Annotated in this window: 18 protein-coding genes; 2 read left to right on the top strand and 16 right to left on the bottom strand. The window is 65.9% G+C overall.

Annotated features, from left to right (window positions below; all coding sequences use genetic code 11):
- Positions 1–8 precede the first annotated feature (8 nt).
- The 7 genes from addB to katG form a co-directional block, all read right to left on the bottom strand.
- Positions 9–2,879 carry a double-strand break repair protein AddB gene (gene addB / locus RT424_RS07825; protein WP_313435971.1) on the bottom strand — a complete coding sequence of 957 codons (2,871 nt, stop codon included), beginning with the start codon at positions 2,877–2,879 and terminating at the stop codon, positions 9–11.
- A complete protein-coding gene (locus RT424_RS07820; RefSeq protein ID WP_313435969.1) occupies positions 2,872–3,597 on the bottom strand; it encodes a nucleotidyltransferase family protein in 726 nt (241 codons plus the stop codon). The genes addB and RT424_RS07820 overlap by 8 nt, the downstream gene beginning before the upstream one ends.
- Positions 3,594–4,583, bottom strand: a complete 990-nt coding sequence (locus tag RT424_RS07815) for a phosphotransferase (protein ID WP_313435968.1) — start codon at positions 4,581–4,583, stop codon at positions 3,594–3,596. Before RT424_RS07815 ends, RT424_RS07820 begins: the two co-directional genes overlap by 4 nt.
- Entirely contained in the window at positions 4,580–5,053 is a 474-nt protein-coding gene (gene tsaE / locus RT424_RS07810; protein WP_313435966.1) for a tRNA (adenosine(37)-N6)-threonylcarbamoyltransferase complex ATPase subunit type 1 TsaE, read from the bottom strand. The genes RT424_RS07815 and tsaE overlap by 4 nt, the downstream gene beginning before the upstream one ends.
- Complete coding sequence (locus RT424_RS07805) at positions 5,050–7,404, bottom strand: PAS-domain containing protein (RefSeq protein WP_313435964.1); 2,355 nt, start codon at positions 7,402–7,404, stop codon at positions 5,050–5,052. The genes tsaE and RT424_RS07805 overlap by 4 nt, the downstream gene beginning before the upstream one ends.
- A gap of 98 nt (positions 7,405–7,502) precedes the next feature.
- Complete coding sequence (gene ahcY, locus RT424_RS07800) at positions 7,503–8,951, bottom strand: adenosylhomocysteinase (RefSeq protein WP_313435962.1); 1,449 nt, start codon at positions 8,949–8,951, stop codon at positions 7,503–7,505.
- Positions 8,952–9,071: 120 nt separating this feature from the next.
- Positions 9,072–11,288 (bottom strand): catalase/peroxidase HPI, encoded by a 2,217-nt coding sequence (katG, locus tag RT424_RS07795; RefSeq protein WP_313435960.1) that lies wholly within the window; start codon positions 11,286–11,288, stop codon positions 9,072–9,074.
- 224 nt (positions 11,289–11,512) lie between these two features.
- Between katG and RT424_RS07790 the strand changes: the two genes are divergently transcribed.
- Complete coding sequence (locus RT424_RS07790) at positions 11,513–11,866, top strand: hypothetical protein (protein ID WP_313435958.1); 354 nt, start codon at positions 11,513–11,515, stop codon at positions 11,864–11,866.
- A 152-nt stretch (positions 11,867–12,018) separates the two neighbouring features.
- Here the strand turns inward: RT424_RS07790 and RT424_RS07785 are convergent, their stop codons facing one another.
- The 4 genes from RT424_RS07785 to RT424_RS07770 form a co-directional block, all read right to left on the bottom strand.
- Complete coding sequence (locus RT424_RS07785) at positions 12,019–13,605, bottom strand: L-lactate permease (RefSeq protein ID WP_313435956.1); 1,587 nt, start codon at positions 13,603–13,605, stop codon at positions 12,019–12,021.
- Complete coding sequence (locus RT424_RS07780; RefSeq protein ID WP_313435954.1) at positions 13,562–14,572, bottom strand: 2-hydroxyacid dehydrogenase; 1,011 nt, start codon at positions 14,570–14,572, stop codon at positions 13,562–13,564. The genes RT424_RS07785 and RT424_RS07780 overlap by 44 nt, the downstream gene beginning before the upstream one ends.
- A 158-nt stretch (positions 14,573–14,730) precedes the next feature.
- On the bottom strand, positions 14,731–15,729 hold the full coding sequence (locus tag RT424_RS07775; RefSeq protein ID WP_313435952.1) for a L,D-transpeptidase family protein: 999 nt from the start codon (positions 15,727–15,729) through the stop codon (positions 14,731–14,733).
- A gap of 40 nt (positions 15,730–15,769) precedes the next feature.
- Positions 15,770–16,033 (bottom strand): GlsB/YeaQ/YmgE family stress response membrane protein, encoded by a 264-nt coding sequence (locus tag RT424_RS07770; RefSeq protein ID WP_313435950.1) that lies wholly within the window; start codon positions 16,031–16,033, stop codon positions 15,770–15,772.
- A gap of 479 nt (positions 16,034–16,512) precedes the next feature.
- On the opposite strand from RT424_RS07770, the gene RT424_RS07765 reads away from it, so the two are divergent.
- Positions 16,513–19,179: an HAD-IC family P-type ATPase gene (locus tag RT424_RS07765; RefSeq protein ID WP_313435948.1), complete on the top strand. Its 2,667-nt coding sequence runs from the start codon at positions 16,513–16,515 to the stop codon at positions 19,177–19,179.
- Positions 19,180–19,319: 140 nt separating this feature from the next.
- Here RT424_RS07765 and fabI read toward each other — a convergent pair whose 3' ends face one another.
- Genes fabI through RT424_RS07740 form a run of 5 tightly spaced genes read right to left on the bottom strand, consistent with a single transcriptional unit; the run spans position 19,320 to position 24,850 of the window.
- The gene (gene fabI / locus RT424_RS07760) at positions 19,320–20,084 is read right to left on the bottom strand and encodes an enoyl-ACP reductase FabI (protein ID WP_313435945.1); all 765 of its coding nucleotides are present in this window, start codon (positions 20,082–20,084) and stop codon (positions 19,320–19,322) included.
- A gap of 12 nt (positions 20,085–20,096) precedes the next feature.
- Positions 20,097–21,305 (bottom strand): ABC transporter permease, encoded by a 1,209-nt coding sequence (locus RT424_RS07755; protein ID WP_313435943.1) that lies wholly within the window; start codon positions 21,303–21,305, stop codon positions 20,097–20,099.
- Entirely contained in the window at positions 21,305–22,024 is a 720-nt protein-coding gene (locus RT424_RS07750) for an ABC transporter ATP-binding protein (RefSeq protein ID WP_313435941.1), read from the bottom strand. Before RT424_RS07750 ends, RT424_RS07755 begins: the two co-directional genes overlap by 1 nt.
- A gap of 11 nt (positions 22,025–22,035) precedes the next feature.
- Entirely contained in the window at positions 22,036–23,358 is a 1,323-nt protein-coding gene (locus tag RT424_RS07745) for an efflux RND transporter periplasmic adaptor subunit (protein ID WP_313435939.1), read from the bottom strand.
- A gap of 1 nt (position 23,359) precedes the next feature.
- Positions 23,360–24,850 (bottom strand): efflux transporter outer membrane subunit, encoded by a 1,491-nt coding sequence (locus tag RT424_RS07740; RefSeq protein ID WP_313435937.1) that lies wholly within the window; start codon positions 24,848–24,850, stop codon positions 23,360–23,362.
- Positions 24,851–24,950: the final 100 nt, after the last annotated feature.

Here is a 24,950-nt window from a genome sequence, read left to right as displayed (position 1 = left end):
CCCAGTTTCTATCGGTCGTGCGCATCGTTCAGGTAGCGCTCGGTCTCGGGCAGGAAGTCGTCCGGCTCGATCCCGGAGCGCCGCTTGCCGACCTTGAGCGGCGTGGTGGCATAGCCGAACCGGTTCTTGTCCTTCGCCATCGACCAATATTCGAATTCGCCCGCCTCGCCCGCTATCTCGCGGCCCTGCATGTCCTTGAAGCCACCCGCCTGCGCGATCAGCGCGATCAGCCCGAGTTGCAGCGCGAAGCCTTCCTCCACCCGGCGCGGGGTCGGTGGCGAACCGGTCTTGTAGTCGACCACCGCCAGCGATCCGTCGGGCAGGCGGTCGATCCGGTCGGCACGGCCGTGGATGCGGATGTCGCGGTAGCGCATGTCGCCCCAGGCCTCGCTGGCGACAACCCGGCGGCCGGCCGTCTTGTGCGCCAGCACAAGATCACGGAACGTATCGAGCGCGGCGGAAAGACGCGGCCACCAGAGTGCGCGCATCAGCGGGTGCGCGTTCTTCTCGGTCAGCACGGCCTGCGCGATCGCGTGGAGCCCGTCCACCGGCTCGCCCGCCTTGTGCCAGTCCTCCAGGATCTTGTGCGCCACTTCGCCCTTCCACGCCGCACTCGGCTCGGCATCGAGCGCGTCGAGCTTGCGCAGGCGCAGAATGGCATTGGCGTAGAATTCGTAAGGATCGCCGCGCAGGCGGTCGAGCCCGGTCACCGCCAGATCGACGCGGCGCTGGTCCGCCGAAGGCATCGGCTGCGGGCGCGGATGGCCGGCAACCGGCGGCGCGTCGTCGAGCATGCGCGCCAGACGCAGCACATCGCTTTCGACATGGCGCTCCGCCTGTTCGCCCAGCAACGCCTTGACGCGCAGCACGAAGCGCGAGGGGATCACCGGCCCGCCCGCATCGCGCAAAGCCCAGCTCAGCACGACTTCGGGCGCACCCAGCGCGGCGGCAAGGTCATGCGCGGCGAGCCCGATGCGGAAGTCCGCCCCGGGCACGCCCAGAGCGCGCAGCACGGCGGGCGGCAGGAGCGCGTCCTGCGATGGCGAGGCAGGCCAGACGCCTTCGACGAGACCGCCGCAAATCACCAGATCGGCGCGGCTCATCCGCGCTTCCAGCAAGCCGTAGACCGACACGCGCGGATGGCCGCCCCAGGGTGGGCGCACGGAGACGCGGTCCATGGCATCGCGCAGCATGGCGTGAAGCTCGCGCGGGTCGAACAGCGTTCCCGCCGAGCCTGCCGCGCCGCGCAGTTCCTCGACCATGGCACTGAGGCTGCGGCCGTCGGCCTGCGCCCAGATCGCTTCGCCGCATAGCGCTTCGGCGGCATCGACCAGTGCGGCGAGCATCGCTTCCAGCGGCTGACCTTCGGTAAGTGCGAAGAGCGGCGCCAGCACGCTCTCCACCGCACCCCACCATTCGCCCAGCTTCTCCTGCTCGGCAAGATCGGCCAGTGCCGCCAGACCAGCACCGGGGCGCGGACCGCGCAAGGCGAGATCGAGCTTGCGCGCCGACTCCAGCCAGCGAGCGCGGCCTTCCCCACCGCCTGCAAGTGGGTGGGCCAACAGCGCGATCAGCGGCACCGGCGCGGCCTGCTCGGCCAGCACTTCGGCCAGCAGCAGCATGAGCCGTCCTGCCGCCGTCTGCGCCAGCGGACGCCCTGCGGTATCGTCCGCCTCGATCCCCCAGCGCGTGAGGTGCGCGACCACCCGGCCCGCCAGCCCGCGATCCGGGGTGATGAGCGCAACGCGGCGCTCGGGCACTTCCAGCGCCTCGCGGATCAGGACGGCCACCGCCTGCGCTTCCTGCTCCGGGTGGGTGCTTTCCATCAGCCGCACACCGGAAAGGCGCCGCTTCTCGGCGGGCAGTTCAACCCATGCCGCCGAAGCGCGCGGCGGCAGGAACAGGTTGGAGATCACCGTGCTGCGCTCGGCCGGCGAGGCGCCGTAGCCGGAGCGGTGCCACGCAGAGACTTCCTCGCGCGCGATGCCCATCCGGTTCAGCAGCAGCTTGAGATGGTACTGCGGATGCGTCACCGCATCGCCCCGGCCGAACGGCGGCTCCTCCGGGTTCTCGGGCTTTCCGGCCACGCCAAGCTCGTCCCATACGTCACCTGGAAGCGACAGGTCGAAGTCCGGCAGGACCACGGAACCGCCCGGAAGTTCGCTGACCACGCGCAGCAATTTGGCCAGCGCGGGCGAAGCGCTGGTCACGCCCGCTGCAACCACGGGATATTGCGGCGGCACCGCGCACCATTCCCGAGCGGCGTGTTCGAACAGGCGGTTGCGGCGTTCCGGTGCGTCGATCTCGCCTCGCTCGGCCAGTTCCGCGATCCAGTATTGCTGCACCATCAGGAACGTGCGGGTATTGTCGGTCCAGTGCCCGGCAAGGTCGCCGACGATGCCGATCACCCGCTCGCTCATCAGGTCGAGCGGGGCGATGCCTTCCACCAGCAGGCGGTCCATGGTGCGGCCGAGTTCCCAGGCGCGGCGCAGCAAAGCCGCCCCCTTCCCGGCCTCCGCGCCTTCCACTTCACGCAAGTAATGGGCAAGCCGCAGCCAGCGCCGGGTAGGATCGGCGGCGGGCGGAATATCGGCAGCTCCGAGCGGATCGAGCAGCGGCCCGAGCGTTTCGTCGAGATCGAGGTCACCGACCACCACCATGCGCGGCAGCAGCATGCCCGGTCGGTCCGTGGTGCCGGAATGGCGCACGAAAGCCTCGGTAACGGTGCGGACCGCGCGGCGACTGGGTAGCAGCAGGGTCAGCCGGGCGAGGCCGAGTTCACCTTCGGAGTAGCGCGGCACCAGCCCCGCCACGAGGGCGTCGGCGAAACCACGGTGCGCTGCAATCGAGTAGACAAGCGGCCCGGCCCTTTCAGGCACGGGTCAGCCATTCCTCGGTCGGCTTGATGGCGCCCGGCTCACCCACTTCGAACCACAGGCCGGTATGCGAGACGCCGTAAAGCCGGCCTTCATCGATCGCGCGATTCCACAGCACATTGGTCGAGAACGGGCCTTCGGGCGCATCTCGCAGCAGGCGCTTGGACACGATCTGAATGCCCATGTAGATGAAAGGCGCGACGTAGCCCGGTTTGCGGCGGGTGATGCGGCCCACGGCATCAAGGTGGAAATCGCCCGCACCTTGGTGATGCATCGCCCGCGTATGCGGCACCACCAACAGCAAGGCGTCCATCCGTTCTTCGTCCCAGGCCTGGGAAAGTTCGTGAAACACGTCCACCGGCCCGTCGAGCCAGATATTGTCGCTGTTGAGGCAGAAGAACGTCTCAGGCAGCAGCGGCGCGGCCTTGACCATGCCGCCGCCGGTTTCCAGCAACTGCGCCCGCTCGTCGGACACGGTGACTTGCGGCCCTTTGTGGCGCGCCTTGAAGTGTCCTTCCAGCGCATCGGCCAGATAGTGCACATTGACCACCGCCTTTTCCACCCCGGCCGCGTCAAGCTTGTCGAGCGCGTGGTCGATCAGGGACTTGCCGGCTACCCGCACCAGTGGCTTGGGCTGGGTGGCGGTGAGCGGGCGCATGCGCTTGCCCAGACCGGCGGAAAGCACCATGGCCGTGTCGCTGGCCAGCTTCGCCCCGTTCATGCGGCGTAGCTCCCGCCGTTGGCTTCGCGCAGATGGGCGGGAATGTTGGCATCGAACCAGCGCGCCACCGGTTCCAGCGCCGGATGGGCGAGATCGCGTTCGAGCAGCGCCCAGACGCGGGGAATGAGATCCAGGTAGCGCGGCTTGCCATCACGGCGCCAGAGCCGCACGAAGATGCCCACGATCTTGACGTTGCGCTGCGCGCCAAGGCGGGCATAGTCGGCCAGGAAGGTCTCCGGGTCGGCGCCGGTCGCCTGGATGTAGTGATCGAACATCTCGGCCTCCAGCTCCGGCGAGACGTCGCGCCGCGCGTCCTGAAGTAGCGAGACGAGGTCATAGGCCGGGTGGCCAACCAGTGCGTCCTGAAAATCCAGCAGACCCTGCTTCTCCAGCGCGCCGAGCAGCATGATGTTCTCGGCATGATAGTCGCGCAGCACGGTCACACCGGGGCGCTGGCGGGGCAGCAGTTCGCCCAGCACCGCCTCCCAGGCGGAAGTGAACCCTGCGGCATCGACATCAAGGTACTGCGCGGCACAGTACCATTCGACGAACAGGCGCACTTCGCGCAGATACTCGCTCATCGAGTAGTCAAGGAAAGGGCCCGGCGGCAGTTCGCGCAATTGCGCCAGGACATCGACCGCGCCCCTGTAGACCGCCGCTTCGTCATCGGGCCATTGGTCCAGATAGTCGCGCATGCGGGCATGGCCGAAGTCCTCGATCAGCACGAGGCCGCGATCCGCCCGGTCCGCCAGGATACGGGGAGCGCGCAAGCCGTTCAGGTCGAGCCAGCGCGCGGCGCGCAGGAACGGCGTGGGATCCTCGTTGGGCGGCGGCGCATCCATCAGCATCGCCGTCTCGCCATTCGCACGGGTCACGCGGAAATAGCGCCGGAACGAGGCGTCCCCGGCCAGGGGGTCGACATATGCGCCCGCCCAGCCGGCTTCGGCAAGGAAGGGTTCGAGATCGGCGGGAAGGTTCGTGCTCATTTCGGGATACGCCCTAACCAATGGAGGCCCGGCTCGACAATGGCGATCCTCCCCTCATCCTCAACTTCCAGCGTAATTGAAAGGCAGCCCGGCTCATGGGCGAACCCTCCTGCGTGATCGGGCCATTCGGCGATCAGTGCCGCGCCTTGGCGATAGTCGTCCAGGCCGATCTCGTCGGCTTCGGAGGGATCCTTCAAGCGATAGAAGTCCGCATGGACGAGCGGCAGTCGGACGCCCGGCGCGCCAGAGGCTGGGGGGGAGGCCGGGGGATCGTAGACCTCGATGATCGCGAAGCTGGGCGACGGCACCTCGCCCTCATGCCCCAGCCCGGCGATGATCGCCCGGGCCAGCGTGGTCTTGCCCGCGCCGAGGCCGCCGGTGAGGGCCACCACGTCATCGGGCCGCAATCGGTCGGCGATGGCGCGGCCAAAGCGCTCCATCGCGGAAAGGTCGGGCAATGCAATCTTCACGGAAGCTCCACCAGAGCGCTGGTGCCCTTGCCGGGCTCGGAAACGAGGCGCAGCGCGCCGCCATGGGCCTCTACCAGCTGGCGTGCCAGCGGCAGGCCCAGACCCTGGCTCCGCTCCACCGACTTGCCGTCGGCGCTGGCCTTCATGCCATCGAGTGCCAGGGCGACGCTGCGGCTATCCATGCCCGCCCCGTTGTCCTGCACCAGGATCTGCAGCCATTCCTCGTCCCCTGACTTGCGTCGGCCGAGTTGCACGAGGATGCGCTCCCCGCGCCGGGAGGCGGCAATGGCGTTGTCCACGAGATGGCCCAGGGCGCGCGCGAGCCGCTTGCGATCGCCGGAGATCGGACGCAGCAGCCCGCTCGCCTGAAGATCGAGCACCAGCCCGGCCTTCTGAAGCCGCGCGGCCCGCTCTTCCACCACCGAACGGACGAAGGGCATCGGGTCGATCTCTTCCTTCTTCAAAGGCAGCAGGCCCGCCTCGCTCTGCGAAAGGTCCAGCAGGCTGTCGATATGATCGCCCAGCTGCTCGACCGAGGTGAGGATCGCGCCGACATATTCCCGGCCGCCCTCGGAGAGCTCCCCGCCGACGCCCGCCTCCAGAAGTTCCGCGAAACCGCCGATCGAGGTGAGCGGCGTGCGCAACTCGTAGCTCATCTTGGCCAGGAAGCGCGTCTTGATCGTATCCGCCTCGATCAGTGCGGCATTGCTTTCGCGCAGGGCCGCCTCGGCCTTTTGCGAATCGGTGATGTCGAGCACGGCGAGCAGTCCGTTGCCGTCCGGCAGCGGCACGCCCGCGAACTCCAGCATGCGCCCATCCGCCAGGGCGATGCGCCCCCCCTTCTGCGTGCGGTCCAGCGTGGCCGTGCGGACCACGCCGCCGACCGTCTCCGCCTCGGCCGGCCGCTTGAGGCGCGGCGCGATCTTCTTGAGCAGATCCTGCATGTGCGGATGGGTGTCGAGGAAGTCGCTGTCCAGCCCCCAATCGGCGGCGAAGCGGCGGTTCCAGATTTGCAGGCGCCCATCCGGCGCGAAGACGGCGATGGATTCGAACAGGCTGTCGAACGTGGCCGTCCGCGTGCGCAAAAGGGTGTCGCGAACGGCGGACAGGCGCAACTGCTCGGTGCGGTCCTCCGCGATCAGCATGAGGCCGCCGTCCGGCACCGGCTGGGCGACGATGCGCAGATGCGTGCCGTCCGCCAGGGTCCAGGCCTCCTCGCTGGCCTCGCCAGAGGCGAACCATGCCGCCTTCTCACGCCGCCAGGCCGGAAAGTCGCGTGCTTCGGGCACGCGACCGGCATCGCGCGCGGCATCCAGCAGACGCTCGAATGCGGGCAAATCCTGAAGCGTGTTTGCCGGGAGCTTGAACAGGCGCTGGAACGGCTGATTGGCGAACGTCAGGCGCTTCTTGGCGTCGAACTGGGCGACACCGGCCGAAAGCTGGTCCAGCAGCCCGCGCTGCGCCTCGCGAAATGCGCGGAACGAGCGTGACATTTCCTCGAGGTCTTCGATGTCGACGGCATAGCCCGCCACCCCGTCCTCGCCCAGCGGGAGGTCGCTGACCCGCATGGCCCGGCGCTGGCCATTGATCGTGGTCGAGACGATGCGCTGGATCGGCGCGCCCTTGTCGGACGCGGCGCGCGCCACTTGCGCCGGGGTAAGGCCGTCGACGTTCTCGATCAGTTCGGTCCCGCTGGCGACCACGCCTTGCGCGCTGTCCCCGCCCACGGCCGCGACATAGGCCGAGTTCACCAGTTGCAGCTCGCCGTCCGGGCGGCGGAACCACATGGGCATCGGCGCCGCCTCGATCAGCGAGACGAGCGCGGTGAAATCCCCCCTCGCCCGCGAGGCTTCGTCGCGCAGGCGGGTGAGTTCGGTTTCGCTGTCGGAAAAGTCGAAGACCCAGACCAGCGCCGCGCCGCCGGGAGAAATCTGCGGATCGGCCAGATGGCCGCGCAGTGCCAGCGAACGGGAGGAACCGCGCGGCGTCAGCACCATGCGGAAGGGCGCGGCGGTCTTCTGGGTGCGGCGCACCGCCTCGGTCAGTTCCTCCAGCTTCGCCGCGGGAAGGCCACGCTCGCCGGTGTCGAGTTCCGAGAGGAATTGCGGAACCCCGTCGAGCCCCAGCCACTGGGCGAGGCGCGGACTGGCCTCGATTCGCCCGTCCGAGCGGACCAGCAGCGGCAGAGCCGGCGATTCCTCGACCATGCGGCCCAGCCTGCGCGCGGAGCGAAGCTGGTTCTCAGCCCGCTTCTGGCGGCTGCGCGCGGTAAGCACGGCCCAGGCCGCCACCATCATCCAGGCAGCGAGCAGAAGGCCGATCAGGAGGGGTACGAGGCGATCCTGGTCCATTCACCCACGGCTATGCTTGCCACAGCCCGCAAACACAATGGGGAGAGCGCCACGATTGCGACGCTCTCCCCATTGTTAGCCAATAAAGGCCTTACCCATTAATAACGGTAGTGGTCCGGCTTGAACGGGCCAGCTTCCGGCACGCCGATGTAGTCGGCCTGCTTCTTCGAGAGCTTGGTGAGCTTGACGCCCAGCTTGTCGAGGTGCAGCGCGGCGACCTTTTCGTCGAGGTGCTTGGGCAGAACGTAGACTTCGTTCTTGTACGCATCGTTGCGGGTGTAGAGTTCGATCTGCGCGAGCGTCTGGTTGGTGAAGCTCGACGACATGACGAAGCTGGGGTGGCCGGTGGCGCAACCCAGGTTCACCAGGCGGCCCTTGGCGAGCACGATGATCTGCTTGCCGTCCGGGAAAGTGACCAGGTCGGTACCCGGCTTCACTTCCTTCCAGTCGTAGTTGTCGAGCGCCGAGATCTGGATCTCGCTGTCGAAGTGGCCGATGTTGCAGACGATCGCCTTGTCGCGCATGGCTTCCATGTGCTCGCCGGTGATCACGGCTTCGTTGCCGGTGGCGGTGACGAAGATGTCGCAGCGCTTCACGGCGTCTTCCATGGTGACGACTTCATAGCCTTCCATGGCAGCCTGAAGGGCGCAGATCGGGTCGATTTCGGTGACCATCACGCGGGCGCCGCCGTTGCGGAGCGAAGCGGCCGAACCCTTGCCGACGTCGCCGAAGCCGGCAACGCAGGCGACCTTGCCGGCCAGCATCACGTCGGTAGCGCGACGGATCGCGTCGACCAGCGATTCCTTGCAACCGTAGAGGTTGTCGAACTTCGACTTGGTGACCGAATCGTTCACGTTGATCGCGGGGAACGGCAGCTTGCCGTCCTTGGCGAGGTGGTAGAGGCGGTGAACGCCGGTGGTGGTTTCTTCCGAAACGCCCTTGATGGCCTTGACCGAGGCGGTCAGATAGCCCGGCTTCGCCTTGAGGAAGGCGTTCAGCGCGCGGACGAACTCGATTTCCTCGGCATTGCTGGGCTCGAACAGCGGCTCACCGGCTTCGACGCGCGCGCCCCAGAGCGCGAACATGGTGGCGTCGCCGCCGTCGTCGAGGATCAGGTTGGCGGTAAGGTTGGGATCTTCGTCGGTCGACCAGTCGAAGATCTTGCCAACGTAGTCCCAGTAATCGGCCAGCGATTCACCCTTGATCGCATAGACCGGGATGCCGGCAGCGGCGATGGCGGCGGCGGCGTGGTCCTGGGTCGAGAAGATGTTGCAGGTGGCCCAGCGCACGTCGGCGCCGAGCGCGACCAGCGTCTCGATCAGCACCGCGGTCTGGATCGTCATGTGCAGCGAGCCCGTGATGCGGGCGCCCTTGAGCGGCTGCGACGCGCCGAATTCCTCGCGCAGCGCCATCAGGCCCGGCATTTCGGTTTCGGCGATGTTGATCTCGGTACGGCCGAAATCGGCGAGCGAGATATCGGTAATGGCGTAGTCGTGGGCGATCTGGGCAGTGGCCACGGGAAGCTCCTGGTACGTTGGACGTTGCATGGAGACGCCGGACGTGAACCCGGCGTCTCGAATGCATGGTCCCTACCCCGTCAGCTTTCACGACGCAAATATAAAGATATCTTTATATGCTTCGCGAAAGTTGCGCTGGAGGCCTCATGGTCATCGCAGATCGAAGCGATCCGCATTCATCACCTTGGTCCAGGCCGACACAAAGTCCCTGAGGAAACGCGGCCCGGCATCCGATGCCGCATAGACCTCGCTAAGCGCGCGAAGCTGCGAGTTGGAGCCGAACACCAGGTCCGTCCGCGTCGCCGTCCACTTCGGCTGGTTGGAGGCGCGATCGGTGCCGGTGAAGGTCTCGTCCGCCGCATCGTCCACCTGCTTCCACGCCGTGCCCATGTCGAGCAGGTTGACGAAGAAGTCGTTGGTGAGCTGACCCGGCCGGTCGGTAAAGACGCCGTCCTTGCTGCCCCCATGATTGGCGCCGAGTACGCGCAGCCCTGCCACGAGCACCGCCATTTCCGGTGCGCTGAGCCCTAGAAGCTGCGCGCGGTCGATCAGCAGTTCCTCCGTCGGCACCGTAAACGAAACCTGGAGGTAATTGCGGAAGCCGTCCACTTTCGGTTCGAGCACGGCAAAGCCTTCCACGTCGGTCTGATCCTGCGTGGCATCGGTGCGACCGGGCGCGAAGGAAACCTCCACAGGCGTTCCCGCATCGGCCGCCGCCTTCTCGATGCCGACGCTGCCGCCGAGCACGATCAGATCCGCGATCGATACTTTCCGGCCAGAAGCCCCGCCATCGAATTCCGCCTTGATGCCCTCGTAGACCTTGAGGACTCTGGCAAGCTTTTCGGGCTCGTTGACCTCCCAGTCCTTTTGCGGGGCAAGGCGGATACGGCCACCATTGGCGCCGCCGCGATGGTCCGATCCGCGATAGGTCGATGCGGAAGCCCAGGCGGTGGAAACCAGCTCAGCCACCGAGAGGCCCGAGCCGAGAATCTTCTGCTTGAGCGCGGCAACGTCTTCCACGGTGATCGCGGCACCGTTCGCAGTCGGGATCGGATCCTGCCAGAGCAGGTCTTCTGCCGGAACTTCCGGGCCGAGGTAACGCGCCTTCGGCCCCATGTCGCGGTGGCAGAGCTTGAACCACGCCCGTGCGAAGGCATCCGCGAAATAGTCCGGATCGGCGCGGAAGCGCTCCATGATCCGGCGGTATTCGGGATCGACCTTGAAGGCCATGTCCGCCGTGGTCATCATCGTCGGCACGCGGCGATCCGGGCTGTGCGCACCGGGCGCCAGGTCTTCCGGCTTCTGGTTCACCGGCTGCCACTGCTGCGCGCCGGCAGGGCTGCGCACCAGTTCATACTCGTAGTCGAGCAGCATGTGCAGGAAGCTCATGTCCCACTTCGTCGGCGTCGGCGTCCAGGAGCCTTCGAGACCGGAGGTAATCGTATGATCGCCGAAGCCGCTTTCATGGCCGCTCTGCCAGCCGAGGCCCTGCTGCGCGATGTCCGCGCCTTCCGGCTCGGAGCCGACCTTGGCCGCGTCGCCCGCGCCATGGCACTTGCCGAAGGTGTGGCCGCCTGCGGTGAGCGCGGCCGTCTCCTCGTCGTTCATGCCCATGCGCGCGAATGTCTCGCGGATGTCGCGGGCCGAGCCGGTGGGATCGGGATCGCCGCCGGGGCCTTCCGGATTGACATAGATGAGGCCCATCTGGATCGCCGCCAGCGGGTTTTCGAGGACCATTTCCTTGTCCGGCTGGATACGCGTTTCCGCGCCCTGCCCGACCCATTCCTCCTCGGTACCCCAGTAGACGTCCTTCTCCGGCTCGAACACGTCCTGACGGCCGCCGCCGAAGCCGAAGGTCGGCCCGCCCATGGATTCGATGGCGACGTTGCCGGTCAGGATCAGCAGGTCCGCCCAGGAAAGCTTCGCGCCATACTTCTGCTTGATCGGCCAGAGCAGACGACGCGCCTTGTCGAGATTGGCATTGTCCGGCCAGGAATTGAGCGGTGCGAACCGCTGGTTGCCCGAAGAGGCACCGCCGCGCCCGTCACCGGTGCGGTAGGTGCCCGCACTGTGCCAGGCCATGCGGATGAAGAACGGGCCGTAATGGCCGTAGTCCGCCGGCCACCAGGGCTGGCTGTCGGTCATCAGCGCGGTGAGATCGGCTTTCACCGCCGCATAGTCGAGCGACTTGAAAGCCTCGGCATAGTCGAAGTCGTCCCCCAGGGGATTCGCGCCGCCCTGGGGCAGGATGTCGAGGGAAAGCTGGTTGGGCCACCAGTCGCGATTGGTGCGGCCCAAGAGCGATCTTACCGGCTCGCCGTGCATCGGACAGCCGCCGATGTTCCCACTAGAGGTTTTCGCGTCCATGTCATACTCCTTCCAGTCGGGGCCCGCCCTGTTTTCGGGCGGTTCTTGAATTGCAAGGGACGGTGTGTGCGGCACATCGCCGCCGGTCGGAACGGGCCCTGCGGGGTACATCCGTCACCGTCCGTCCATGCTGCAAATCTTGCCAGATATGCTGCACGGATCAAGCGCGGCGGGCGGTTCCGGCCCTGCAAAATTCCGATCATCGAAAGAGGGGAAAGTGATGAGTGGCGGCACCTGCCCGTGGCCCATCCATCCGCCTGTCCCGGCAGGTTTTCCGCCTCCTGTCGCTCTCGGTGGGCTTGAGACAGGAGGCGGAAGTGGCACGGAAGGCACGAGCCCGCCGCCGCACGCATGGATCAACGGTTGCGGCACGGATCGAAATCCGCAAATCGCCGTCGAAAAAGGGCGCAATCACGTCAGATCGCTATCATCGGGGTTTATTACACAGGCAAGACAGATCACTCAATACGGATACTTTAAAAACTGCACTTATTTTGTTGATTGCCCAAGTCCATTCCCGTGGCGATAATGCAGCATCCTTCACGAACATTGCAACATCACTGAAATCGTGCAAATAAATACCCGATAATCGCCCACGCGGGATAGTCACCGCCAAGAAACGGCTCTCTAGAGCGGTTTCCGATCCGGTTGCACCGGATCAACCGCTCTAAGTTTCTGGTTTCCCGTATTTTCCGAGTCATCAGGTGATTCCACCTGATTAGAAAATGCTCTAAGCGAGAAAATCCACCGCCCAGCCGACGACAAGCACGATCACCCCTCCGGCGAGCGCATAGGCCAGGCAGATCGGTGCAGTACGAGCCAGAGCCCGGCCCTCCTGCCCCACAAGGCCCACCGTTGCCGTGCCTGCGACGATGTTGTGCGGGGCCATTATGTTGCCGATGGCCGACCCCAGGCTCTGCCCGGCAAGGGCCAGCCAGTCCGGCAAGGCCACGGCATCGGCGGCGGCGACCTGGAAGTCCGCGAAGATAATGTTGGAGGCAGTGCCCGAACCGGTCACGAACGAACCGAGCGCTCCCACCAGCGGAACGGCCAGCGGCCAGACCTGCCCGAACAGTCCCGTTGCGCCCACTGCAAGCGCGTCGATCAGCCCGCCGTGGACCATGAAGCGCGCCAGCGTCAGCACGGAGACGAGCGCGATCGCCACTTGCGGCAGGCGCCGCAGCGCCGCAACCATCGCGGTAACGGCCACGCGCGGCCGGGAGCGGTTGCCGAGCACGGTAAGAACGAAGGCAAGCAACAGCAGAGTGCCCGGATGATAGAGCGGCAACATCTGGTCGCCGAAGCTCTGGCGGTAAGTCCAGTCGATCGGATAGGCGCGCAGGGCATTGCGAAGCGGATCGATCAGGCGGCTGGCCAGAATGAGCACGACCAGCACCAGGTATGGCAGGCCCGCTTTCAGCAAGGCGCGTCCGGCCGGTGCGTCCTCCCCGAACTGCGGCGGAGAACCGCGCCGCAGCCAGACTATGAACAGCGCGCCACCCAGCAGAGCCCCGCCCAATGTCGGCAGCTCCGGCCCGGCCAGTCCGGCGATCAGCGCGGCACAGGGAAAGAAGCAGGCCGCCGCCATCACGGCCACCTGCCAGGAGGAATTGGCGGAGGAACCGGTAGCCGTACTCCCGCCGCCGCTTCCGCTTCCCGACTTCACGGCTCCCAGCTTCACGACGATCAAGGCCAGCGACCAGCCGATGCAGGCGTGAAGCAGCAGGATCGCCAGCGACAGGCGCCGCTCGTCCACCGGAGCCGCCTCCACCAGCGGCACCATCGGCGCTCCCACCGCCCCGAAGGAAACACCCACCACATGGCCGATCAGCGCCACCAACAAGGCGCGCACGGGAGCCACGCCCAACGCCACCAGCATCGGTGCAACGATGGCAACCGGCGTGCCGAAGCCGGAGGCGCCCTCCAGAAACATCGCGAAGAAGTAACCCACCAGCAAGGCCGTCGCCGCAGGATCGGACGAGATCGAGGACAGCCAGCCCCCGATCACGCCGGTCGCGCCCGTCCGCACCTGGTATTCGTGAATCGACAGCGCCGGAAACACGATCCACAGGATCGTCGCCGCCGTGAAACCGGCCTCCAGCACCGGCCCGGCAAGGTCGGCCGGCTCGTCTCCGAACTGGAACGCGGCAACGGCGACGATGGCCGCGATCACCGCCGAAACCGTGCCGGCCGCCGCGGCCGACCAGCGCAGTCCCACCATCAGCAGGATGAGCGCCAGGATCGGAGCGAGCGCCAGGCCGGCCACGGCCTGCCTACCCTTGGCGTTCTGGCGGCACCGGATGGAGCGGCGCCCCATCGCGGCTGAAAGCGGTTATGTTGTCGATGGTGGTCCCGGCGATGGCGGTCATCGCCTCTCCCGTGAAGAACCCCTGGTGGCCGGTGATGAGCACGTTGGGGAACGTCATGAGCCTGACGAATACGTCGTCGCGAATGACCTGATCCGACAGGTTCTCGAAAAAGAGGTCTTCCTCTTCCTCATAGACGTCCAGCCCGACATGGCCGACCTTGCCGCTTTTCAGTCCGGCGATCACCGCGCGCGCATCCATCACCGCGCCCCGGCTGGTGTTGATGAGCATGACACCGTGCTTCATCTTGGCGATCGCCGCGCGGTCTATCAGGTGGTGGGTGTCGGGGTTCAGCGGGCAGTGCAGGCTGATCACATCGCAGCGGCCCAGCAATTCGTCGAGCGGGACGTAGCGGCCACCGATCGCGGCAAGCTCCTGCGTTTCGAACGGGTCGCTCGCCAGCACCTCGCAGCCGAAGCCATGGAGGATGCGCGCCACGTTCAGGCCGATCCGGCCGGTGCCGATCACGCCGGCAACCTTGCCCCGCAGATCGAAGCCCAGCAGTCCTTCCAGCGCGAAATTGCCTTCGCGAACGCGCGCATAGGCCTTGTGGATCTTGCGGTTGAGCGAAAGGATCAGCGCCACCGCATGTTCGGCGATCGCGTCGGGAGAATAGGCCGGTACGCGGCCGATCCTCAGGCCCAGTTCCCGCGCGGCGTCGAGATCGACATTGTTGAAGCCGGCGCTGCGCAAGGCGATGAACCGGGTTCCATTGGCCGCGAGAATTTCCAGTTCAACACGCCCGAGCTGGTCGTTCACGAAAGCGCAAACGCAGTCATGGCCGTTCGCAAGATGCGCGGTGTGCGAGTTGAGCCGAGATTCCAGATAGAACATCGTATGTCCTGCCCGGCATTCATCATTGGCCTTGTCCAGAAATTCGCGATCGTAAGGGCGGGTACTGAAGACAGCAACTTTCAAGGAAGCACTCCTGATCTCAGGACAATTTCAGATTACCACCGGGGCCGAGGCTGACAACCGGCACGTTTGCGGAAGGATGGCTTCACAAGCTCCGGTCGTCCCGCACCATGCACGACCGGGCGGCGGCACCGGCGCGCGCTGGAATCGGCCAGTACGGATCAGGGTTTGGGCATGACCGCGTCTATGACCGTCAGGTGCTGCAGCGGCCCTTCGGAAACGCGTGAGTTGGTGACGAGGATCGTGGTGCCGGGGACCAGTTGCGCCTTCACCTTCTCGTAGAAAGGGCGCGGTACGCGAAGACGGTTCGCGACGGCTTCGTCCACCTCTCGCCCCTCGTCCTCGCCATGCCCGGGAAGTCCGACATAGACCCACCGCGGCTTGCCCTCACGGTTGATCAGCGTGATGACGTGCGAGCCGGGATCGTCGTCGTTCACTTGCGCCGCACTGCGGCCGATCTCCACGCCGTTGCGCAAGACGACGACCCGCTGGTCGAGCTTGGAGACGATGATCGAAAGCGGGCCGGAAGGAGCGCGCTGCGGATTCCAGCGATATTGCTCGCCGTTCAAGGGCGCTTGGTCCAGCGGTTTTCCCTGGGGATCGAACGGCGCCAGCAGGCTGTTGTCGCTGGTGCGCACATGCCTTTGCGCATCGCCTTCGACGACTACGGTAACGCCGATCCTGGTTATGGCGAAGAGTTCCCTGGCGAATCCGTAAGGCAAGTGGACGCAGCCATGGCTCTCGGGATAGCCGGGCAGTCCGCCCGCATGAAGCGCCACCCCATCCCAGGTGAGCCGCTGCTGATAGGGCATCGGCGCGTTGTTGTAGGTGCTCGACCGGTGCTTCGCATCCTTCTGGAGGATGGTGAAGACGCCGGTGGGCGTGGCATGCCCGGCCTTGCCGCTGGAAACCGTAGTCGCGGCGATCCGCAGGCCGTTGCGATAGACCACGCCGATCTGGCGCGACAAGTCGACGTAGACCAAAATCGGACCGGCGGGTGAAACATCCGGGGCCCACACCCATCCGCCGAGCTTGAGATGCTCCATCCGCCGGGCGAATTCCGGTGGCGACGTGGCCTTGGCGCCCTGTGCGAAGGCCGCTTGGCTACCGGCAAAGCACAGCGACAACGCCAAGAGCGCCGCCAACGTCAATTTTCGCATTGAAACCCCTGTAGTCGACAATGCCTCATCGACATCCCGTTCAGCGCACCCGGCCACGCTGCACGAAATTGACGATAGCCAGCAACACTACCGCGCCGAGGAAAGCCACGATCAGCCCCACGATCGAGAATTCCTTCACCGACCCCGCAATGCCGAACTGGTTGGCGATCAGATTGCCGATCACCGATCCCACACAGCCGACGACGATATTCCAGAAGATGCCCATCGAGGCATCGCGGTTCATGACCAGACTGGCGAGCCAACCGGCAACACCGCCTACGATCAATGCGATAATCCAGCCCATGACGTTCTCCCGATCGATCCCCATCAAGTTGGGGGAAACTGTGGAAACTGCCTAACGGTATCGACTGCGAAAATCTTGAATGCCGCCATCACGGTCATGAAAATCTGAACCTGGCGGTTTTCTTCGCCCCTCCGAGTGGAGGCTGCGCTCCTCCAGAAAAAAGGTCAATCGTTACATCGGCCCGCCCCGCGCAGCTTCCTGCCATCGAGAAGCGGAAGCGGGATGACGAAAATGCGCGGCCGCAGAACCTGACCTCAACACCGATCTTGCCTCAGGCAGAGTAAAATGCCAAATCTTTTCACGGTATTATGCCACCGGATGCGGGATTCGCCTCCAGGGTTACTTGGGAACGAAAATCCGTATCGCCTGAATTCGGACATTCGCTCGCCCTTCCCGAGCGGTCTTGCATACGGTGACAAGTGCCCAACAGGCGCATGACTGTCGCCCGGTTCCTCGAATGCATGAAAACGGAGAACGCGATGTTATCCGAAACCGCACGCGACTGGCACGCCATGGACGCAGACACGGTCCTTGCCGATCTGGACACCGATCGCGAAGGACTGACCGCGCCGGAGGCGTCGCTGCGGCTGGAACGATATGGCACGAATACCTTGCCGGCTCCCAAGGGAACGCCGCCGCTCCTCCGCTTTCTGGCGCAGTTCAACAATGCCCTGATCTATTTCCTGCTCGCCGCCGCCCTGGCGGCGCTGCTGCTGAACCATGCCGTGGACGCGGCGGTGATCGTACTGGTCGTGGTGGTCAATGCCGTAGTCGGCTTCGTGCAGGAGGGCCGCGCGGAGAAGGCCCTCAGCGGCATGGAAAGCCTGCTTACCGATCGCGCCCATGTGCTCCGGGACGGGATCCGCGACAGCGTGGATGCCGCCCTGCTGGTGCCGGGCGACATGGTTCTGCTCGATGCGGGGGACCGCGTCCCCGCCGACTTGCGCCTATTGCGGGTGCGCGGCCTGGCCATCGAGGAAGCGGCGCTGACCGGCGAATCCGTGGCTTCGGAAAAGCATGAGGAACCCGCCGAGGCTGCCGCCTCGCTGGCGGACCGATACTCGATGGCCTATTCCGGCACCCTCGTGGCGCGGGGGCAGGCCACCGGCGTGGTCGTCGCCACCGGCACCGCCACGGAGATCGGCCGCATCAGCAAGCTGCTCCACGCCGTTCCCACGCTTACCACGCCCTTGCTGCGCCAGATCAGTTCGTTCGCCAACAAGCTGACACTGGCGATCTTTGTGGCCGGCTTGGCACTTTTCGTCTTCGCCGTGACCATGCGTGACTTCGACTGGGTAGATGCGCTGATCTCGGTCGTGGCCCTGGCCGTGGGCGCCGTGCCGGAGGGCCTGCCTGCCGTCATCACCATCACGCTGGCCATCGGCGTGCAGCGCATGGCGGCGCGCAAGGCGGTGATCCGCAAGCTTCCCGCCGTCGAGACGCTGGGCGCCACTTCGGTGATCTGCACGGACAAGACCGGCACCCTCACCCGCAACGAGATGATGGTGACGCGCATCATGACCGGCGGGGAAGAGTTCGCGGTGTCGGGCATCGGCTATGCCCCGGACGGCGCGATCTCGGCACGCGAAAACGGCTCGAAGGCAGTATCGCCGGACATCGTTCGATGCGGCGCCCTCTGCAACGATGCGCATCTGAGGGAAGTCGACGGAGAATGGACCGTCACCGGCGACCCCATGGAGGGCGCACTGCTAGCCCTCACCCGCAAGGCTGGGATCGACGACGAGGCGCTGCGCCGGGAATGGCGGCGGATCGACGAGATCCCCTTCGATGCCACCTATCGCCTTATGGCTGCGCTATGCCGTGCCGACGACGGGCGATGCACGGTGTTCGTCAAGGGCGCGCCCGAAGCCATTCTGGCGCTGGGCGCCACCCCCGATGAGGTCGAATCCTGGAACGCGGCGATAGCCCGCGCCGCCGAACAGGGTGAGCGCGTGCTCGGTTTCGCCCTGCGCGAAGTGCCGAACGACACCGCGCGCCTCGATTTCGACCTCCTCCAGGGCGCGACGATGCTGGGCGTGATGGGCTTCATCGATCCGCCGCGCGAAGAAGCGCGACTGGCGATCGCGGAGTGCCGCTCGGCCGGGATCGCGGTGAAGATGATCACCGGCGACCATGCCGCCACCGCCCTCGCCATCGCCCGCCAGCTTGACCTGGCCGACGACCCGAAGGCGCTGACCGGTGCGCAGATCGAGGCGATGAGCGACGAGGAGCTGGCCGAAGCGGTGCCCGGCACCGCCGTCTTCGCCCGCGCCAGCCCCGAGCACAAGCTGCGCATCGTCCGCGCGCAGCAGTCGCGCGGCGCCATCGTCGCCATGACCGGGGACGGCGTGAACGACGCGCCCTCGCTCAAGCAGGCCGACGTCGGCACCGCGATGGGCGTCAGCGGCACCGAAGCGGCGCGCCAGGCCTCGGAAATGGTGTTGCTCGACGACAACTTCGCCTCGATCGTCGCCGCCGTCCGCGAAGGTCGCACCGTCTACGACAATATCCGCAAGGTGATCGCCTGGACCCTGCCGACCAACGGCGGCGAGGCCATCGCCGTGGTCCTGGCCATTCTCGTCGGCTTCGCGCTGCCGCTGACGGCGACGCAGATTCTCTGGATCAACCTGGTGATGACCGTGACGCTCGGCCTCGTCCTCGCCTTCGAGCCGCCCGAGCCGGGCATCATGCAGCGCCCGCCCCGCAAGCCCGACGCGCCGCTGCTCTCCAGCTTCCTGCTATGGCGCGTCGCGCTGGTTTCGGTGCTGTTCGCGGCGGTGGTGTTGGCGGTGTTCTTCGGGGCGCAACGTCTGGGAGACACGGTCGAGGAAGCCCGTACGCTCGTCGTCAACATGCTGGTGATCGCCGAGATCTTCTACCTCTTCAACGTGCGGTATCTGCACATGCGCTCGCTGACGTTCGAAGGGACCAAGGGCACGAAGCCGGTGCTCATCGCCATAGCCTGCGTGATCGTGGCGCAGCTCGCCTTCACGTATCTTCCGCCTTTGCAGCAAGTGTTCGAATCCCGCCCGATCTCGCTGCGCGATGGGGCGATCCTGCTGGCGATCGGCCTGGGACTGTTCGTGCTGCTGGAGGTCGAGAAGATCGTGATGCGCAAGCTCGGCTGGTTCGAGGAACTGAACTAAGGCGGATCGACATTCAGCTCAGGTGGAGTCGAGAAGCGTGATTTTCCGAGCATCGAAGCGCAGCGGACTTTCGGTCCGTGAGCATCGAAGCACAGGAAATCGCGCTTCGCAGGCCCGCATGAGCTGAATGTCGATCCGCCTTAGCCGCCTACAGTGTTAAACCCGCTGTCCACGTAGATGGTCTGGCCGGTCACGAAGCGGGCCTTGGGGCCAAGCAGAAACGCCGCCATGTGGCCGATCTGCTCTATCGTCACGAGTTGATGCAACGGCGCCTTTTCCGCCGCCAGCCGGATCAGTTCGTCAAGGTGGGACAGCCCAGAGGCCGCGCGCGTGCGCACCGGGCCGGTCGAAAGCGCGTTGACGCGTATGCCGGTCGGGCCGAGTTCGTCTGAAAGATACCGCACGCAGCTTTCCAGCGCCGCCTTGACCGGCCCCATCAGCCCGTAGCCCGGCACCACCTTTTCGGAACCGTAGAAGCTCATGGTCAGGATCGAGCCCCCTTGGGCCATCAGCGGTTCGGCATAGCGGGCGAGCCGGATCAGCGAATGGCAGGACACGTCCATGGCTTTCGTGAAACCTTCGGCCGAGCTGTCCACCACCCGGCCGTGCAGATCCTGCTTGGGCGCGAAGGCGATGGAGTGGAGCAGGAAGTCCAGCCTCCCCCAGCGCGCCGTAATCTCGGCGAAGAGCGCTTCCATCTGTTCGGGAACGGTAACGTCCAGCGGCAGGAAGATCGGGGCTTCCAGCGCCTGGGCCAGCGGTTCCACGTGGGGCCTAGCCTTGTCACTCTGGTAGGTGATCGCCAGTTCCGCGCCTTCCAAGCGCAGTGCCTCGGCACAGCCCCAAGCCAGCGACTGATCGTTCGCCATGCCCACGATCAGTCCGCGCAACGGCAATCCGGGCATGACCCGCTCTCCTTATTCGTGACGCAACGCGTCGATGGGATTGAGGCTGGCCGCGCGTTGCGCCGGAAAATAGCCGAAGATCACGCCGATCGCGGCGGACACGGCGAAAGCGCCCAGGTTGACCGCGGGATCGAAAATCCACGGCAAGTCCATCAGCGGCGTGGCCACGCCCACCACCAACTGCGCCAGCAGCAGCCCGATCAGCCCACCCAGGCAGGAGAGCACCACGGCCTCCACCAGGAATTGCAGCAGCACTTCGTTGGCGACGGCGCCGATGGCCAGGCGAATGCCGATCTCGCGCGTGCGCTCGGTCACCGAGACGAGCATGATGTTCATGATGCCGATCCCGCCCACCACCAGACTGATCGCGGCGACCGCGGCAACGATCTGCGTCAGCATCGTGGTGGTCTGGGTCAGGGTATCGGAAATCTGCTTGGTGTCGAAGATGTTGAAGTCGTCGTCCTTGCCCTCGGTCAGGTGGCGGCGCTCGCGCAGCAGGCGGGTGAGCGTCTGCTGGACCTGCTCGGTAGAGTAGTCGTCGTCCACGCCGACCAGGATCGTGCGGATCGAGGTCGTGCCCAGGAAGCGGCGCTGCACTGTCTTGATAGGCATGATGACGATATCGTCCTGGTCGCCGCCGAAGCCGGCCTGGCCCTTGGTGGTCAACAGGCCGATCACGTCGCACGAGACATTGCCGATGCGGAAGCGCTTGCCGATCGGATCGACGTTGCGGAACAGGTTGGTGCTCACGGTGGAGCCGATGATGCAGACCGACTTGCCCGCCGTCTCCTCGTCCTCGTTGAACAGGCGGCCTTCCTGAAGCGGCCAGGGCTGGATCTTGAAGTAGTCGGATGTGGTGCCGTTGATCGTGGTGGACCAGTTCGCGCCTTCGTAGATCGCGGTGCCGCTGGACGAAGCCTGCGGCGCCACGGCCATGACGCCGCCAACCTGCTGACGAATCGCGACGATGTCCGATGGATCGAAGTCGCGCGGGGCCGGCCCGCCGCCGCCGCGCCCGAAACCCTGACCGGGGCGGACCTGGAGGATGTTGGTGCCCAGCGATGCGATCTGCTGGGTAACGGCAGCAGTGGTCGCCTTGCCTAGCGTCACCATCGAAACCACCGCGCCCACGCCGATGACGATGCCCAGCATGGTCAGGAGCGAACGCAGCACGTGGCGGCGGATGGAGCGTAGCGCCAGCAGGAAGATCGTTCCCAGCATCAGCCGTTTGCCTCCACCACGGCGCCGCCCTGCTCGATGCGGTCGATCAGGCCGTCCTTGAAGTGGACGATGCGGCGGGCATATTCGGCCATGTCGGGCTCATGCGTGACCATCAGAACGGTGATACCGGAATCGCGGTTGAGCCGGGAGAGGAACTCCATGATCTCCACCGAGCGCTGGCTGTCGAGGTTGCCGGTCGGCTCGTCCGCCAGCAGGACTTCGGGATTGGTGACGATGGCGCGGGCGATCGCCACGCGCTGCTGCTGGCCGCCCGAAAGCTCGCCCGGCGTGTGCCCGGCCCAGTCGGCAAGGCCGACTTTGTCGAGCGCCGCCATGGCCTCCTTGCGCCGGTCCTGCTTGGCGTCGCCCCGATAAAGCAGCGGCAGCTCCACGTTCTCCAGCGCGGAGGTGCGCGCCAGCAGGTTGAAGCCCTGGAACACGAAGCCCAGGTAGCGGCGCCGCAGCAGCGCCCGCTGGTCGCGGTCGAGATGCTCGACATGATGGCCGTGGAACAGGAATTCGCCCGTGGTCGAAACGTCCAGACAGCCCAGGATATTCATCATCGTCGACTTGCCCGAGCCGGACGGCCCCATCACCGCCACGAAGTCTCCCGCCGCGATATCGAGATCAACGCCCTTCAACGCGCGGAAAGCGGTTTCTCCGGTGCCGAACACCTTTGTGATCCCGCGCAGGGAGATGATCGGGTCGGTTCCGGCCATCGGCTCCGTCCTCAGCTTGCCGTTCCGGCGAGTTCGCCGGTGATCACCTGCATTCCCGGCTTGAGACCGCCGGAAACCACTTCGGTCTGCTGACCATTGGTGCTACCGGTGACGACCTCGATCGCCTGCGGCTGATTATCGGCGCCCAGCACATAGATGGTCTGGCGCGATCCGCGATCCAGCGTGGCACTCTTGGCCGCGCGCTGGCCCCGGCGCGGCGGGCGGAACCCGATCGCATCGGTGACGCCGCCGCCCTTCTTCGCGGTTCCCGTCGCCTGCGGCTTGTAGGACAGCGCCGCGTTGGGGATCAGTAGGACGTCGTTCTTGTCCGAGGTGACGATATCGGCGGTGGCGGTCATGCCCGGTCGCAACTTGAAGTCCGCATTGGCGACCGAAAGGTCCGCCGCATAGGAGACGACCTGGCCACTGGTGCTGGTGGACGTGGTCGAGGAGGAGGAACTGGCCGAAGAGGCGGTCAGGTTCGAGGCGATCTCGACGCGGGTGATCCGGGCGGGGAAAGTCTGGCCGGGAAAGGCGTCCACGGTGAAATTGGCGCTCTGCCCATCCTTTACGGTGCCGACGTCGGCCTCGTCGATCGCGACTTCCAGCTTCATCTCGCTGAGATCCTCGGCAATCACGAAGAGCGTCGGCGTGTTGAACGAGGACGCCACGGTCTGTCCGGGATCGACCTGCCGCGCCAGCACCACGCCCGATACCGGCGAGATGATCCTGGCGCGGGCCCGCTGCGTCTGGTTCTGCGCCAGCGAGGCTTCGGCGGCCAGCACATTGGCCTGCGCCGTCCTCAGAGCGGCGACGGCGCGCTGCACATCGGCGCGGCCGGCCTGAAGCTCGGTCTTCGAAGGGACTTTACCGCCCGAAAGCCGCGAGACTTCCTCCAGTCGCGCAAGCTGCGCCTGCGATTCCGCCACGGTAGCCCTGGACTGGTCCACTTGCGCGCGATTGGCGTTCAACTGCGCCTGGCTCTGACGGATCTGGTCCTCGATCTGTTCGGGGTCGATCTCGGCCAGCACCTGTCCGGCCGTTACCCGGTCGTTCACGTCCACCAGCACTTTCACGACCAGGCCGGAAAGCTGCGAGCCCACGGTGACCTGGTTGGTGGGCGCCAGCTTGCCGGTGGCGGAAACGCTGGTGGCGAGACGGCCCTTTTCCGCCTTGGTGGTGGCATAGGCCTGCTTCTCGGTCGTGCCGAAACAGCGCACGAGCATGAAGGACAGCAGCACCAGCACCGCCAGTCCGGTCCAGAACACCCATTTGCGCCGCCAGACCGGCTTCTTTTCCGCGCCCAGGAATTCGTCGAGTTGTTGGTCGGCCATTTCAGTCGGTTCCGCCTGGTTGGTTCCGGGGCGCGGTGGCCAGCCCGGTATAGTCGTAACTGGGATCCCAGCCGCCGCCGAGCGCGTCATAGAGCGCGATCAGGGCGGCCGCCCGGTCGGAATGCGCCTGGACCAATCCGTTGCGGGCGGAAATCAGCGCGCTTTCCTGCGTGTTGAGCGTGGTGAAATCCGTCAATCCGCTGCGGTACTGCGCCCGCGCCAGCAGAGCGGAACTGTTCGAAGCGTCGAGCGCGATGGTGAACTGCCGCTCGCGCTCCTCGGCCGACCGGAGCGCTACCGCGGCGTTCTCGATATCCTCCAGCGCCGTCAGCACGGAGGACTTGTAGGCGGCAAAAGCGCCCTCCGCCGCCGCGCGGCTGGAGCGGACTTGCGCGGAAAGACGCCCGGCATTGAAGATCGCCTGGCTGATCCCGCCGAACAGGCCGCCGGTGATCGTGTCGAACAGTCCGCTGAAGCTGGACGCATTGGTATCGAGGCTGCCGCTGATGTTGAACTGCGGAAGAAGCTGCGCCTTGGCGACGCCAATCTGGGCCGTCGTCGCCGCCAGCTGGCGCTCGGCGGAGCGGACGTCCGGCCGTTGGCGCAGGACATTGGCGGGGATGCCCACGCCGATCTGCGCCGGCCCCTCCGGTATCGGCCGAGCGGTGGCCATGACCGGCTTCACCGCGCCCGGCGCCTGCCCGGTCAGCACCGATATGCGCGAGACGGCGGCATTGTACTGTTGTTCTATCTGCGGAATTCCGGCGGCGGTCTGGGCTCGGCTGGCACGCGCCTGTTCCTGGTCCACCGAGGAGACGAGCCCGGCCAGCACCCGCCACTCGGCGATCTGGAGATTGTCGTCCTGAATGCTCAGGCTTGCGCGGGCGTTCTCAAGCTGGGCCTGATAGGCGCGCGCCAGCACATAGTTGCGCGCGACTTCGCTCTGCACCGTCAGCAGCATGGTGGCATAGTCGAAGCCGGATGCCTCCAACTGGGCGCGGCTGGCCTCCACCGAGCGGCGATTGCCGCCGAACAGGTCGAGCTGATAGCTGGCGTCCAGCCCCAGGGCCAGGCTGGTGCGGCCACCGCCGCCGGTCTGGCTGACGGTGCCGTCCGGCAACGTGATAACCGTGCCGCCGCCGCGCAGAGCCTCGCTCCGGCCCGCGCTGCCCGATCCGCTTACGGAGGGGAACAGGGCCGCGCGGCTGACCACCAACGATTCCCGCGCCTGCCGCAGCCGCGCCAACGCCTGGTCCAGATCGAGATTGGCCGACGCCGCCTGCTCCACAAGTTGCGTGAGCACCGGATCGTTGAAGTTGCGCCACCAGCGCGTCAGTTCCTCTGCCTGCGGCGGAGCGGGGACGGACCACTGGTCCGGCACGCCGAGTTCCGAAGCACTGCGGGTCTTGTAATCCGGCCCGACCGCGCAAGACCCAAGCAGGCCCGCCGCGATCGGAACGATGAAGGAAAAACGATCGAATCCGGCTCGCAAGGGCATTGGGCTCCAGGTGATCCTTGGCGACGGCGAGGATGATCCGGTTTGTAAGGGAAGGTCAAGAACAAGCTGCGGGCATTACAAAGTCTTGAAGACA

Source organism: Novosphingobium sp. (assembly GCF_032093395.1).
Lineage (GTDB): Bacteria > Pseudomonadota > Alphaproteobacteria > Sphingomonadales > Sphingomonadaceae > Novosphingobium.
Note: the sequence above shows the minus strand (reverse complement) of the source record. Positions and strands in the feature narration are given on the sequence as shown.